The organism is Kitasatospora nipponensis (assembly GCF_039528135.1).
Taxonomy (GTDB): domain Bacteria; phylum Actinomycetota; class Actinomycetes; order Streptomycetales; family Streptomycetaceae; genus Kitasatospora; species Kitasatospora nipponensis.
The window spans coordinates 1-12,941 of the sequence record NZ_BAAALF010000214.1 but is presented as its reverse complement, the minus strand read 5'-3'; the positions used below and the strand labels follow the sequence as shown (position 1 = coordinate 12,941).

The 12,941-nt window shown below is 74.1% G+C and carries 10 protein-coding genes; 5 read left to right on the top strand and 5 right to left on the bottom strand.

Annotated elements, in window-relative coordinates:
* Both ABD323_RS35165 and ABD323_RS35160 read right to left on the bottom strand, forming a co-directional pair.
* Window positions 1-615 (bottom strand): AAA family ATPase (locus ABD323_RS35165; RefSeq protein WP_344446146.1); only part of this gene is annotated, 615 nt, incomplete at its 3' end.
* A complete protein-coding gene (locus tag ABD323_RS35160; RefSeq protein ID WP_344446145.1) occupies window positions 612-1,781 on the bottom strand; it encodes an exonuclease SbcCD subunit D in 1,170 nt (389 codons plus the stop codon). The genes ABD323_RS35165 and ABD323_RS35160, both read right to left, overlap by 4 nt.
* Before the next feature lie 223 nt (window positions 1,782-2,004).
* Between ABD323_RS35160 and ABD323_RS35155 the strand changes: the two genes are divergently transcribed.
* From ABD323_RS35155 to ABD323_RS35140, 4 genes are all read left to right on the top strand, one after another.
* Window positions 2,005-3,087 (top strand): hypothetical protein, encoded by a 1,083-nt coding sequence (locus ABD323_RS35155; RefSeq protein ID WP_344446144.1) that lies wholly within the window; start codon window positions 2,005-2,007, stop codon window positions 3,085-3,087.
* Between the two features lie 190 nt (window positions 3,088-3,277).
* Entirely contained in the window at window positions 3,278-3,886 is a 609-nt protein-coding gene (locus ABD323_RS35150) for a hypothetical protein (protein WP_344446143.1), read from the top strand.
* Window positions 3,887-4,050: 164 nt separating this feature from the next.
* A complete protein-coding gene (locus ABD323_RS35145) occupies window positions 4,051-4,419 on the top strand; it encodes a VOC family protein (protein ID WP_344446142.1) in 369 nt (122 codons plus the stop codon).
* A gap of 196 nt (window positions 4,420-4,615) precedes the next feature.
* Entirely contained in the window at window positions 4,616-5,410 is a 795-nt protein-coding gene (locus tag ABD323_RS35140; RefSeq protein ID WP_425556268.1) for an SGNH/GDSL hydrolase family protein, read from the top strand.
* A gap of 100 nt (window positions 5,411-5,510) precedes the next feature.
* Here ABD323_RS35140 and ABD323_RS35135 read toward each other — a convergent pair whose 3' ends face one another.
* From ABD323_RS35135 to ABD323_RS35125, 3 genes are all read right to left on the bottom strand, one after another.
* Window positions 5,511-6,797: a carbohydrate-binding protein gene (locus tag ABD323_RS35135; RefSeq protein ID WP_344446140.1), complete on the bottom strand. Its 1,287-nt coding sequence runs from the start codon at window positions 6,795-6,797 to the stop codon at window positions 5,511-5,513.
* A 240-nt stretch (window positions 6,798-7,037) separates the two neighbouring features.
* Window positions 7,038-8,171 carry a polysaccharide deacetylase family protein gene (locus ABD323_RS35130; protein WP_344446139.1) on the bottom strand — a complete coding sequence of 378 codons (1,134 nt, stop codon included), beginning with the start codon at window positions 8,169-8,171 and terminating at the stop codon, window positions 7,038-7,040.
* A gap of 181 nt (window positions 8,172-8,352) precedes the next feature.
* On the bottom strand, window positions 8,353-10,230 hold the full coding sequence (locus ABD323_RS35125) for an AMP-dependent synthetase/ligase (RefSeq protein WP_344446147.1): 1,878 nt from the start codon (window positions 10,228-10,230) through the stop codon (window positions 8,353-8,355).
* Window positions 10,231-10,659: 429 nt separating this feature from the next.
* Here ABD323_RS35125 and ABD323_RS35120 point away from each other — a divergent pair.
* Window positions 10,660-12,941 (top strand): sensor histidine kinase (locus ABD323_RS35120; RefSeq protein ID WP_344446137.1); only part of this gene is annotated, 2,282 nt, incomplete at its 3' end.

Genomic DNA, 12,941 nt, shown 5'->3' with positions numbered 1-12,941 from the left:
CTCCTGCTCGCGGCGCCGCTCGCCCAGCCAGCCCTCCAACCGCCCGAACCGGGCGGTGTCGAAGAGCCTGCCCAGCAGCTCGCCGCGCTGGGTCGCGTCGGCCTTCAGGAACCGGGCGAAGTCGCCCTGCGGCAGCAGGACGACCTGGCAGAACTGCTCGCGGCTCATCCCCACCAGCCGCAGGATCTCCTCGCCGGTCTCCTGGTGCGAGCGGCTGGCGCCGCGCCAGCCGGGCCGGCCCTCGCCGGCGTCGGCGACCCACTCGCGCAGCAGGGTCTGCGGCTTCTCGGTGGTCCAGCCGGTGCCGCGCTTCTTGGGGCGGCGCTGCTCGGGGAGCCGGGTGATCTCCAGCCGGCGCCCGCCCAGCGTCAGCTCCAGGCGGACCTCGGTGAGCAGGTGCGGGTCGGCGTGGTCGCTGCGCATCCGGTTGGCCCGCCGGCTGCCCGGCAACTCGCCGTAGAGCGCGAAGCAGACCGCGTCCAGCACGCTGCTCTTGCCGGCCCCGGTGGCGCCGCGCAGCAGGAAGAGGCCGCCGGTGGCGAGGGCGTCGAAGTCGACCCGCTCGCGGCCGGCGAAGGGGCCGAAGGCGGTGACGGTCAGCTGGTGGAGTCTCATCGGGGCAGCTCCTGGCGGCGGTCCTCGTCGGTGCGGACCTGCTCGAAGCCCTCGCGCAGCCAGCCGAGCTCGCCGGCGTCCGGCTCGGTGCCCGGACGCACGTGCCGCACGAAGTTCTCGGCGACCTCCAGGTCGGTGCGCCCGCGGACCCGCGCGGCGTAGGAGGCGGGCGGGCCGGCCGGCTGCTCGGCCGGCTCGAAGAGCAGCTGCAGGGTGTGCGGGAAGCGCCGGCGCAGTCGCTCCATCGGCTCGGCGGGGCGGCCCGGATCGGTGAGGGTGACCTGCACCCAGGACCCCTCGTGCTCCGCCAGCTCCGGATCCGCCAGCAGCTCCTCCAGCCGGCCGCGCAGGCAGGCCAGCGGCCGGGGGACCGGGCAGTCCACCCGCTCGGCGGCCACCGAACCGTCGGCGGCCAGCTCCACCAGCCACATGGTCTTGCGCTGGCGGGCCTCGGAGAAGGAGTAGGCGAGCGGGGAACCGCTGTAGCGCAGGTGCGGAGCGAGCGTCTGGGCGCCGTGCAGGTGACCGAGCGCCGCGTAGTGCACGCCCTCGAAGAGGGCGGCCGGCACGCTCGCCACCCCGCCCACCGCGATGTCCCGCTCGCTGTCGCTGGGCGCGCCGCCGGTGACGAAGGCGTGCGCCAGCACCACAGCCCTCGTCCCCGGCGGGCGGGCGGCGAGGTCGGCCCGGACCCGCTCCATCGCGGCGCCGAGCACCGCCGCGTGCCCGCCGCGCGCCAGGCCGAACCGCTCACGCACCAGCAGCGGCTCCAGGTAGGGCAGCCCGTAGACGGCGACCGGGCCGTGCCCGTCGGCCAGCAGCACCGGCTCGGCACAGGTGTCGGGGTCGGTGCGCAGGTGGATGCCGGCCTGCCGGATCAGCCCGGCCCCGACGCCCAGGCGGCGCGCCGAGTCGTGGTTGCCGCTGATGAAGACGGTGGGCACGCCCAGCGCGGCGAGGCGGTGCAGCACCTCGTCGAAGAGCCCGACCGCCTCCAGGCTCGGCAGCGCCCGGTCGTACACGTCGCCCGCGACCAGCACGGCGTCGACGCGACGCTCCCGCACGACCGCCACCAGGTGGTCGAGGAAGGTGCGCTGGGCGTCGTGCAGGCTCTCCCGGTGGAAGGAGCGGCCCAGGTGCCAGTCGGAGGTATGCAGCAGTCGCATGGGCCCGACCCTAGCGGGCGGCACTGACATCCCACGGATCCCCGACCGCCCCAGGGGTCCCCGGAGGGTGCCCCGCTCCGTCCACGATGTGACGGAAGGTCGATTGTCAGTCGCTCTCTGTATGGTCGGCCGCAGTCGATCGAACCGGCCGGCGCGGGCGGTGCGGGCGATGTGACGGGTGAGGACGGTGACGGCGGTGGTGACGCGAGAGGGAGTGGTGGCCATGGGGTGCGCTTCGCGGCAGCAGGGACAGCAGGGACAGCAGGGACAGCCGGGGCGGCAGTCGGACGGGCCGCAGGCGTGCCGGCAGGACTGGCGGGAGCTCGGCGCCCTGCCCGGGGTGGTGCGCTCGGTGCAGCCGGTGCAACCGGTGGCGCTGGCGCTCGCGGCGGACGCGGCGGGCTTCCGGCAGCTGCGCCGGCTGGGCCTCTTCGCCCTCGACGACTTCGCGCGGTACCTGCGGCGGACCGAGCGGCAGCTGCGGGCGATGGCGGCCGAGGGGGTGCAGGTGCACCTGCGGGTGCTGGAGGCGGCGGACTACGCGGACTTCTGCCGGGTCCGCGGCCTGCCCCTGGGCGAGCCGGCGACCCGGGTCGCGTACGCGGCCGACCCCGAGCTGGCCGGCGAGCCCTTCGTCTACCGCGGAGAGGAGCTGGCCGAGCTGCTGCCGCAGCTGGTCGACGACCACCTGGCCCGGGTGCGGATCTCGGTGGCCCGGCAGCTGCTGCTGGCCGCTCCGGGCCCGCCCGGGGGCCCGGCGCGGTACGCGGCGGTGCTGTGCGAGGCCCTGCTGGCGGGGGTGGGCGAGGGCTGCCACGAGTTCGCCCTGCGGGTGGCGGAGCCCGACGGGACCGAGCAGCTGACGGCGCAGGCCCAGGCGTGCGTGGAGCGTGGCCGGCGGTTCCTCGCCGACCGGGAGGCGCAGGCCCTGCGGGCCACGTTGGCGGCCGCGCTCGCGGTCCGCTGGCCGGGGGAGCTGCTGGTCCGCAGCGCCCGCCGGCACGGCCGGCCGCGGGCGGGCGGCTGGACGGTCCGCGGCTGGGCGGTGGTCGGGGGCCGGCTGGTGCCGCTGGAGGCGGACGCCGTGCGCGCGGAGCTGGCGCGGCTGCCGAGCCGTGGGCCGGCGGCCGGTCCGGTCCGGGTGCGCGCGGGGTTCGCGCTGCCCGAGCCGTCCGAGCCGCCCGGGTCACCGTCGCCGGGTTCGCCCGAGCCGCTGGGCCGGCCGCGGTCACCGTCGGCGCCGCCGTCGCCGCCTTCGCCGGAGCGGTCCACCGGACGGTCGTCCGGGCCGGGGGTGGGCCGCTGAGCTGTGCTCCGATGAGCTGAGCGTGGCCGCCGGGGCGTGCCCCATGCGGGTGTGAGGGCTGTTCATCGACCGCCTGTTCGGGGAAGATCAACAGGTCGGACCTCGCGCGTTCCGCGATCCACGCGCCCGGTCCGGCCACGCACGATCACAGCGACAGCCGGCCCGTGGGCCCGCCACCGGAGGGGGATGCATGCAGCGGATCGAGTACAGCGCGGAGATCGCCGAGCTGCTGGGCCGCATCCGGCGCCGTCCTCCGGCGGGCTGGCCCTGGCGCCCCGGCGAGCCGGTGCCGTCCTGGCTGCCGGTCAAGCAGTCCTGGGGCTGGCTCTTCGCGCCCGACGGGCGGGTGCTCACCCTGGTCAACCCGCGGGACGGCATCGTGAGCCTGCCCGGGGGCTCGCTGGAGGCGGAGGACGACGGCGACCCGGGGGCCGCGCTGGCCCGCGAGGCAGCCGAGGAGGCGCGGGCGGTGATCGGCCCCACGCACTACCTGGGCTACCTCTACGACCGGGTCGGCTCGGCGAACGGTGGCCACGAGTGCGCCCGGGTGCGGATGGCCGCCGCGCTGCGCGCGGTCGGTCCCAGCGCGCCGGACCCGGCCTCGGGGCGGCACTACCGGCGGCTGCTGGTGGCGCCCGGGCTGGCCGTCGAGCTGCTGGGCTGGGGTCCGCCGGGCCTGCGGCAGGCCCGGGTGGCGGTGCGCTCGGCGGTCACCCACCTCGGGGTGCCGGGCGCGGCGAACGAGCTGATCGAGGAGCTCCCGATGGAGGGCTGCGAGGTCTTCCCGGCGAGCGGCTGACGGAGCGTCACCGGATCTTCGCCTGGTCGTCGCCGGATCGTCCGGTCGGGTCGGTCGCGCCGCGCCGGGGCCGTCCGTTCGGGTACCCGGCCGCGGGCGTGGACAGGACCGGGCCGGCGCCGCGCGGTGGGCTAGGGTCGGTGGCGACCCGAGGGGGGATGCACATGTCCGGCACGACCACCGGCCTCTTCCACCACGTCGAGCTCTGGGTGGAGGACCTGCGCCGGGCGGAGGAACAGTGGTCCCCGGTGCTGCTCGCGCTCGGCTGCACGCCCTTCCAGAACTGGGAGGTGGGGCGCAGCTGGCGACTGGGGGAGGCCTACCTGGTGATGGAGCAGTCACCGGCGCTGCGCCCCGGCGGGCACGACCGGCTGCGCGCCGGTCTCAACCACCTCGCGGTGCACGGTTCGCGCTCCGCGGTGGGGGCGGCGCTGGCCGCCGGCTGGACGCTGCGGGTGGACACCGGGACGGCGGTGCACCTCGTGGACGGGCAGGGATTCGAGCTCGAAGTGGTCTGCGGCGAGGAGAACTGACGTCCACTCAGGCCACCGTGGGCGATCAACGAACGGTGGAGGCCCGGTCGGGGGAGACGACCACGCGCTGACGTTTCGCCCAACTTCGTTCCCACTTAAGAGAATTCCCGTCAACATCTTTGGCATGGGCACTTCCCCTGACTCGGCGCCACTGGTACCAACTAGTAACCCGAGTCACACTCCTGTGGAGGTGCAAGTGCGTCCCGCCCGTGCTGTATCAAGTGCCACTCTGGCGCTCCTTCTCGCCGTGGCCACGTTCTTCCTCGCTTCTCCCGCCAACGCCGCGACGGTGCGCTACGTCGCCCTGGGCGACTCCTACTCCGCCGGTGTCGGCGCCGGCAACTACGACAGCTCCAGTGGCAACTGTTCGAGAAGCAACAGCAGCTACCCGGCGCTGTGGAACGCCGCCCACGCGCCGTCCAGCTTCTCCTTCGTGGCCTGTTCCGGGGCGGTGACCGGTGACGTGCTCAACGGGCAGCTGGCCGCGGTGACCTCGAGCACCACGCTGATCAGCATCACCATCGGTGGCAACGACGCCGGCTTCTCCAACACCATGGAGACCTGCGTGCTCGACGGCACCAGCTCCTGCCTGAGCGCGGTGAACGCCGCCGAGGCGTACGCCAACAACACGCTGCCCGGCCAGCTCGACCAGCTCTACGCCGCGATCCACGCCAAGGCGCCCAGCGCCCACGTCGTGGTGATCGGCTACCCGCACCTCTACCACATCGGGGGCGGCTGCCTGTTCGGGATCAGTGACACCTCGCGCAGCGCCATCAACGGCGCCGCCGACGTCATCGACAACGTGATCTCCGGCCGCGCCGCCAACGCCGGCTTCACCTTCGCCGACGTGCGCGGTGCCTTCACCGGTCACGAGATCTGCACCAGCAACCAGTGGCTGCACAGCACCACCTGGCCGATCGACGAGAGCTACCACCCCACCGCCGCCGGCCAGTCCGGTGGCTACCTGCCGGTGTTCTCCAGCAAGGCCTGAGCCGTGCGGGCTCGCTGATCCCCCGTCCGGGGGAACGACGGTGGCCCCGGGGTGCGAACCGCACCCCGGGGCCACCGTCGTCACGGTCGGCGGGCCGCTGTCAGCAGGGGCCGTCGTCCGCCCAGACGCCCCACTGGCCGCTGGCGGTGGGCACCTCGTTCAGCGTCCACCACTTCGCGTGGTAGTTGTGGCCGCTGTAGGAGACCTTGGAGCCGTTGGTGTAGGTGGTGCTGGCGCTCCACGCCGGTGCGGTGCAGGTGCCGGGGTTGGGCGTGGTGGGCGGCGCGCTGGTCGGCGGGGTGCTGGTGGGCGGCGTGGTGGGCGGGGTCGCCCCGGCGAACTTCACCGTGTACTTGGTGAAGTCCCAGTCGCCCTGCGCGACGCTGGAGCAGGAGCCGGCGAGCCCCGGGTCCACGGCGCCGGTGCACTGCCGGTCGCGGTTGACCGACCAGAAGGTGTAGCGGGCCAGGCCGTGCGCGGTGGCGAAGTTCAGCACCGTCTGGAAGTCGGCCTGGGTGAAGTACTCGGCCGCGTCGGTGCGCCCGTTCATCATGGAGATGCCCTCGTGGGCGTAGGCGGTGGCCTCGTTCCAGCCGAAGGTGGTCTGCAGGATGCTGTTGAACTTCACCAGCGCGTCGGTCTGGGCGGCGGCGCCGTTGAAGCCGCCGTCGAACGGCATGATGGAGAAGTTGTTGGGGGTGAAGCCCTGGGACTTGGCCTCGTTGAGCATCTGCGTGCCGAACCAGCCGGTGCCGGAGGTGGTGCCGGCGGTGGTGATCGACACGTAGAGGCCCGGGTTGTTCTGCTGCAGGATCTTCGCCGCGCCGATCTCGTTGTGGATCGCGGCGGTGTTCTCGTACTCCGGCTCCTCGAGGTCGAAGTCGATCGCCTTGAGCGCGTACTTGGTGATGACCTTCTGGTAGCCGGCCGCCGTGGCCGCGGGGGTGCCGCAGCTCTGGCCGAGCTTGTTGCCGCCGTAGCCGCCGACCGAGACCGAGACGTCGCCGCCCTTGGTACGGATCTTCTGGATCACCGCGGGCATGGTGGTGTCGGTGTCGATCGAGGAGGTGCCGCCCCAGGCGGGGGTACAGCCGCCGGAGTCGAGGATGAAGGCGAGCTGGAAGGCCTTCTGCCCGGTCGCGTCCATCACCGCGGCGGCGTCCGGCGGGGTGTTGTCCTCGGGCATCAGGTACGGCGCGGAGGCGTACCAGTTGCTGCCGAGCGCGCCGCTGTCGGTGGTGGAGGCGAGCGCGGAGCCGCCGGAGGCGAAGGCGGCCAGCCCGCCGGCGACCAGGCCGAGGGCGGCCAGGGCGGTCAGGGCGCTGGTGCGCCGGCGGCGGTGGCGCCCGGGGGCGGCGGCATCGGGTCGAAGCTGGGTGCGTTCCATCGGAACCTCTCCAGGAAGGGACGGTGGGGGACCGTCCCGCGCAGCGTGGGGGCGCGCGGAACGGGTTGGCGCACGGACCTGTCGCACGGACCTGCCCAATAAAGTGGACTAGACCAACTCCGGGGTCAAGGGTTCGGCCACGGCTTAAGGCGGACTTGAGATCCGGCCCGCCCACGCCGCTGCGCCGGGCCCGACCGCATCCGCGCCGGGCCCGGCCGCCTTCCGTGCCGGTCGCCGCGCTCAGTGCAGGTAGTCGGTGATCCCGGCGGGCCTGAGGCCGGCCGCGTCGGCCGCGGCCAGCGCGCGCTGCAGGTCGTCGGCCAGGGTGTCGGTGAAGTGCATGATCACCACGTCGCCCGGCAGCAGCGGCCCGCCGTGGTAGACGTTCGCCGCCCCGGAGGTGAAGTCGGCGGTCGCGGTCAGCACGGTGCGCATCCCGCAGTTCGCAGCCGCCTGCAGGGTGTCGGCGTCGTAGGCGAAGTACGGCGGCCGGAGGACGGTCGGGGTGACGCCGTAGAGCCGCTGGTCGACGTCCCGGGCGCTGCAGATCTCCGCCTGCTGCTCGGCGGCCGACAGCGTCGTCAGGTCGCGGTGCGAGACGGTGTGGTCCTGGATCGAGGAGCCGGGCACGGCGGTGACCCGCTGGAAGTAGTCGGATTCGAAGCCCGAGGGCATCGGCAGCGGGAAGGCGGTGATGGGCAGCCGGTGGTCGGCGATGAACCGCGCGGCCTCCGGGGTGCGGTACCAGCCGTCGTCGACGGTGAAGAAGACCACCTTGTCGCTGGTGGGAACGTTCCAGGTGGCCCAGGCGGGGTCGACGGCCGGCCCGCTGAGCGCCACGTCGTCCGCGCCGAAGGCGCCCTGCCCGTACCAGCCGTGCAGGTAGAGGTGGACCGAACCGACGTCGGCCCCGGTGGTGAAACTGGTGGTCAGCTGCCGCCAGCCGCCGCCGGTCGAGGCGGTCCAGGCGGGCGGCACGTCGTGCCCGGTGCTGGTGGCGCCGAGGAAGACGTAGGCGCCGCGCACCCACGCGGAGAGCGTGTAGGTGGTGGACGGGCGCACCGCGACGCTCTGCCCGCACTCGCCCGTGCTGTCGGCACCGGCCGGGGTCACGGACAGCGCCGCGCTCCCGCTGTGCGCCGAGGTGGGGTCGGTGGTCACGGTGGCCTCGCCGGCGGCGCAGTTCCAGCCCGGGATGGAGCCCCAGTCGGCCAGCGGCAGGGTGGGGATCTCGAAGCCGGGGTTGGTGGCGAGGTTGACGGCCGGGGCCGGCGCCGGATCGGTTGCGGCGTGGGCGGCGGGGACCGCCGGACCGAGCAGGCCCAGGGCGGTGCTCGCCGCGACGGCCGCGAATCTGCGCAGCAGTGTGGACACGAAGGTGCTCCTGTGTGTGGGGGTGACCGACGTGAGGGTTGGTGGGGGTGGTGCCGGTGGTGCCGTTGGTACCGGTGCTGGGGGAGCGACTGGTTGGCATGCCGCACACAGGCCGAGGCAAACAATGGACTGGACCAGACGACCCGTCAAGACAGGCCCCGGTGAACAGCGCGGGCGCGGCTCAGGCGGAGTAGAGCTCCTCGATGTCCGCCGCGTACCAGTCGGTGATGGCCTTGCGGCGCAGCTTCAGCGAGGGGGTCAGCAGCCCCTGCTCGACGGTGAACTCCTTGGGCAGCAGGCGGAAGGCGCGGATCGACTCGGCCCGCGAGACGGCGGTGTTGGCGGCGGCCACCGCCCGCTGGATCTCCAGGTGCAGCTCGTCGTCGGCGAGCGCGCTCCACTCGTCCACCGGGATCCGCCGGTTGGTCTGCTGCCAGTGCTCCAGGGCGCGCGGGTCCAGGGTGATGAGCGCGGCCACGTACGGCCGGTCGTCGCCGACCACCAGGCACTGGGCGACCAGCGGATGGCTGCGCACCCGCTCCTCCAGCGCGGCCGGGGCCAGGTTCTTGCCGCTGCTGGTGACGATCAGCTCCTTCTTGCGCCCGGTGATGGTCAGGTAGCCGTCGGAGTCCAGCGCGCCCAGGTCACCGGTGGCCAGCCACCCGCCGTGCAGCGACTCGGCCGTGCAGCGCGGGTGGTTGAGGTAGCCGCCGAAGACGCTGCCGCCGCGCACCCAGACCTCGCCGTCCTCGGCGATCGCCACCTCGGCGCCGGGGATCGGCCGCCCCACCGTGCCGAACTTCGGGCGCCCGGCCGGGTTGGCGGTGATCGCCGCGGTGGTCTCGGTCAGCCCGTAGCCCTCGTAGAGCGTCATCCCGGCGCCCGCGAAGAAGAGCCCCAGCTCGCGGCTGAGCGTGGAGCCGCCGCACATCACGCTGCGCACCCGCCCGCCCAGCGCGGCCCGCAGCCGCTGGTAGACCAGCCGGTCGTAGGCGAGGTGGCGCACCCGCAGGGCGGGCCCGGGGCCGGTGCCGTGTCCCAGCGCGCGCCGTTCGTTGGCCCGCGCCCAGCGCACCGCGGTCTCGGCCGCCTGCGCGAAGAGCTCGCCGCGCCCGGCGTCCTCGGCCGCCCGCTGCGCCGAGTCGTAGAGCTTCTCGAAGACATAGGGGACGGCGTGCAGGAAGGTCGGCTGGAAGGAGGCCAGCGCGGGCAGCAGGACGTCGGCGCCGAACTCGGCCAGGTGCCCCAGCCGGATCCCGCCGCGCACCGAGGCGACCTGGACCATCCGCGCGTACACGTGCGCCAGCGGCAGGAAGAGCAGCGAGGCGGGCTGCTCGCCGGGCCGGTCGGTGAAGACCGACCCCCAGCCGGCCAGCACGTTGTCCACCTCGGCGGTGAAGTTGCCGTGGGTGAGCAGGCAGCCCTTGGGACGGCCGGTGGTGCCGGAGGTGTAGATGACGGTGGCGACGGACTCGGCCGTGACGGCCAGGCGCTGACGGTGCACCAGGGTGTCGGGCACCCGGCCGCCCTCGGCGGTCAGCGCCCGCACGCAGTCCTGGTCGAGCTGCCAGATCTCGGTCAGCTGCGGCAGCGCGTCACAGACCGCGCCCACCGTCATCGCGTGGTCCTCGTTCTCGACGACGCAGGCCACCGCCTCGGTCTCGGCCAGGATCCAGCGGACCTGCTCGGCCGCGGAGGTGGGGTAGACCGGGACCGGGATCGCGCCGATCGACCAGAGCGCGTAGTCGAACAGGGTCCACTCGTAGCGGGTGCGGGACATCAGGGCGACCCGGTCGCCGAAGCGGATCCCGCGGGCCAGCAGGCCCTTGGCCAGGCCCAGCACCTCGTCGCGGAAGCGGGCCGCGGTGACCGGGCTCCAGCTCCCCGCCTCGCCGACCGCGTCCGGGCCCGCCCCGGTGCCGGTGCCCGCCGCGGTGGGGCCGGCGGTGTGGCGGGAGAACTGCACCAGAGTGGGGGAGAGTTCGGCCGTCTCGTACACCGAGTCGGCCAGCCCGCCCGGGGCGGGCGGCGCCAACGGCGGGGTGCTCAACTCGTGCACGGTCTGGCCGGCCCGCTGCGATCGCGCCCGCCGACCCCGCTCTCCCACCATGTTCCGCGGCCTCCCGCGAGGTCTCCCAGGGCCCCGTCCCGGGCCCGCAAGCGAAGGTAGCGGATCGCCGGGGCGCTGCCCAGAGCTGCGTGAATCCCTCACGGGATCGGCACCGTCAGGACCCGATCGTGCCAACGGTCATGCGCCTGCCAACAACAGTTCAGAATCGATGTCCGGGACCCGTCGAACCAGTCAGCGGGGAGTAGTAAGCTCGCGCAGATCCACCGGCTCGGCGGCCCGCCGGGCTGCTGCGACCTGCTCCGACGCCTGCCCAGACCCGCGCCCCACCCCCGACTCGACGCCTGCTCCGACCCTTGCCCGGCCGCTTGCCCCGCTCCCCGCCCCGATCGCCCCCGGGCACACCCGACCGAGGACTCCATGCGACTGCGCAGCAGCTCGATCCGCGCGAAGATCATCGCGCTGCTCCTGGTGCCCATCGTGGCGCTGGTGGGCCTGTGGGCCTACGCCACGCTGGTCACCGCCAGCGACTTCTGGACCCAGCTCAACGTGGCCTCCACCTACAAGTCCTTCGGCGCGCCGGTCGACCAGCTCGCCCGCGACCTCCAGGAGGAGCGGCGCACCGCCGTGGTCCGCCTCGCGATGCCCCGGGCGCAGGGCGTCCAGGACGACTACCAGCAGGCCCAGCAGCGCACCGACCGCGACGTGCAGGTGCTGCAGTCGCGGGTCACCGGCCCGGAGGCCGGCAAGCTGGACGCCACCGAGCGGGCCCGGCTGCAGGACGTGCTGACCGCGGCCGCCCAGCTCGGCGCGCTGCGCAACCAGTCCGGCCAGAACGCGCCGACCTGGGAGTACGTGCTGGGCCGCTACAGCGAGCTGGTCAAGCCGGCGTTCGCCTTCCGCTCCGCCTTCGTCAGCAAGCAGACCGGCCAGCTGCCCCGGCAGGGGACGATCCTGATCGAGCTGGCCCGCGCCCGCGAGTACCTCTCGCAGGAGGACGCGGCGATGGAGGGGCTGCGCGCCACCGAGACGCCCACCGCACTGCAGTACCAGGCGGTGGTCGACCCGATGCGCAACCAGCAGGCCCTGTTCACCGTCTACGTCGACGAGTTGGACGAGCCGGACCAGTCGGAGTACCGGGGCATGTGGTCCCGGCCCGGCTTCGAGGACCTGGGCCTGGCCGAGTCGGAGTTCCAGAGCGCGGCCGAACCCGTCGACGCGGTCCGCAACATCGCCGGCGTGGCCTGGAACCAGATGGCCGCCCGGGTGCTGGACGACCTCACCACCGAGAACACCAAGCTGGCCAACCAGACCGGCGAGCGGGCCACCGCCTACGCGATGGGCCTGCTCTGGCGCGGGGTGATCGCCGGTGTGGTCGGCCTGCTGGCGATCATCCTGTCGGTGGTGGTCTCCTACCGGATCGGCCGCGGGCTGGTGCGCGAGCTGATCGGCCTGCGCAACGCCGCCCACGACCTGGCCGGCGCCCGGCTGCCCTCGCTGATGCGGCGGCTGCGCGACGGCGAACCGGTGGACATCGCCACCGAGGCCCCCGACCTGGAGTTCGGCCCGGCCGAGATCGGGCAGGTCGGTCGGGCCTTCAACGCCGTGCAGCGCAGCGCCGTGCAGGCCGCGGTCGAGCAGGCCGAACTGCGCCGCGGGGTCTCGGCGGTCTTCGTCAACCTGGCCCGGCGCAGCCAGGTGCTGCTGCACCGCCAGCTGACCCTGCTGGACACCATGGAGCGGCGCACCGAGGACCCGGCGGAGCTGGAGGACCTCTTCAAGCTCGACCACCTGACGACCCGCATGCGCCGCCACGCCGAGGGCCTGATCATCCTCTCCGGCGGCTCGCCGGGCCGGGCCTGGCGCAAGCCGGTGCGGATGGTGGACGTGGTGCGCGCGGCGGTCGGCGAGGTGGAGGACTACGCCCGGGTCATCGTGCGGCCCTTCCCCGGCACCGGACTGCTCGGCAGCGCGGTCGCCGACGTGACCCACCTGATCGCCGAACTGGTCGAGAACGCCGCGGTGTTCTCGCCCCCGCAGACCCAGGTGACGATCCAGGGCGAGGTGGTCGCGCACGGCTTCGCGCTGGAGATCGACGACCGCGGGCTGGGGCTGAGCGAGCAGGCGATGGCCGAGATCAACCAGCGCCTCGAGGTCGAGCAGCCCTTCGACCTGGCCGACACCGACCGGCTGGGCCTCTTCGTGGTCACCCGGCTGGCCCGGCGGCACGGCATCCGGGTCAGCCTGCGGGCCTCGCCGTACGGGGGCACCAGTGCGGTGGTGCTGATACCGCGTGAGCTGCTGGCCGAGGTCGGCGGCACCACGGCCGGCACGCCGGGCGGTGCTCCGGGCGCGCTGCGGGTCGCGGGCGGGCCGGGGGCCGGTGGTGGTCCGGTCGCGCTGAGCGTGGCGCCGGAGCCGGGCGGATCGGGTGGACCGAGTGGCGCGGGCCTGTCGGGTGCGCCCGGCGGGCCGGCCCAGCCGGTCGGCGGCGCGCCACGGCAGCGTGAACTGGTGGCGGTGGCCGGCGGTTCGGGTGCGGACCTGCCGCGGCGCGCCGACACCCGGGCGAAGGGACCGGCCAAGGGCCCGCAGCGGCCGGTCACCGGCCCGCAGCCGGCCGGCGCCGAGCCCGCCCGCACACCCGGTGGACTGCCCCGACGGCGTGCGGCCGGCGGGCCGGTTCTGGTTCCGGGCTCCGG

Bases quoted from the DNA above. Each gene is read 5' to 3' on its own strand.
- ABD323_RS35160 (WP_344446145.1), bottom strand. From the start codon at position 1,781: ATGCGACTGCTGCATACCTCCGACTGGCACCTGGGCCGCTCCTTCCAC.
- ABD323_RS35155 (WP_344446144.1), top strand. From the start codon at position 2,005: ATGGGGTGCGCTTCGCGGCAGCAGGGACAGCAGGGACAGCAGGGACAG.
- ABD323_RS35150 (WP_344446143.1), top strand. From the start codon at position 3,278: ATGCAGCGGATCGAGTACAGCGCGGAGATCGCCGAGCTGCTGGGCCGC.
- ABD323_RS35145 (WP_344446142.1), top strand. From the start codon at position 4,051: ATGTCCGGCACGACCACCGGCCTCTTCCACCACGTCGAGCTCTGGGTG.
- ABD323_RS35135 (WP_344446140.1), bottom strand. From the start codon at position 6,797: ATGGAACGCACCCAGCTTCGACCCGATGCCGCCGCCCCCGGGCGCCAC.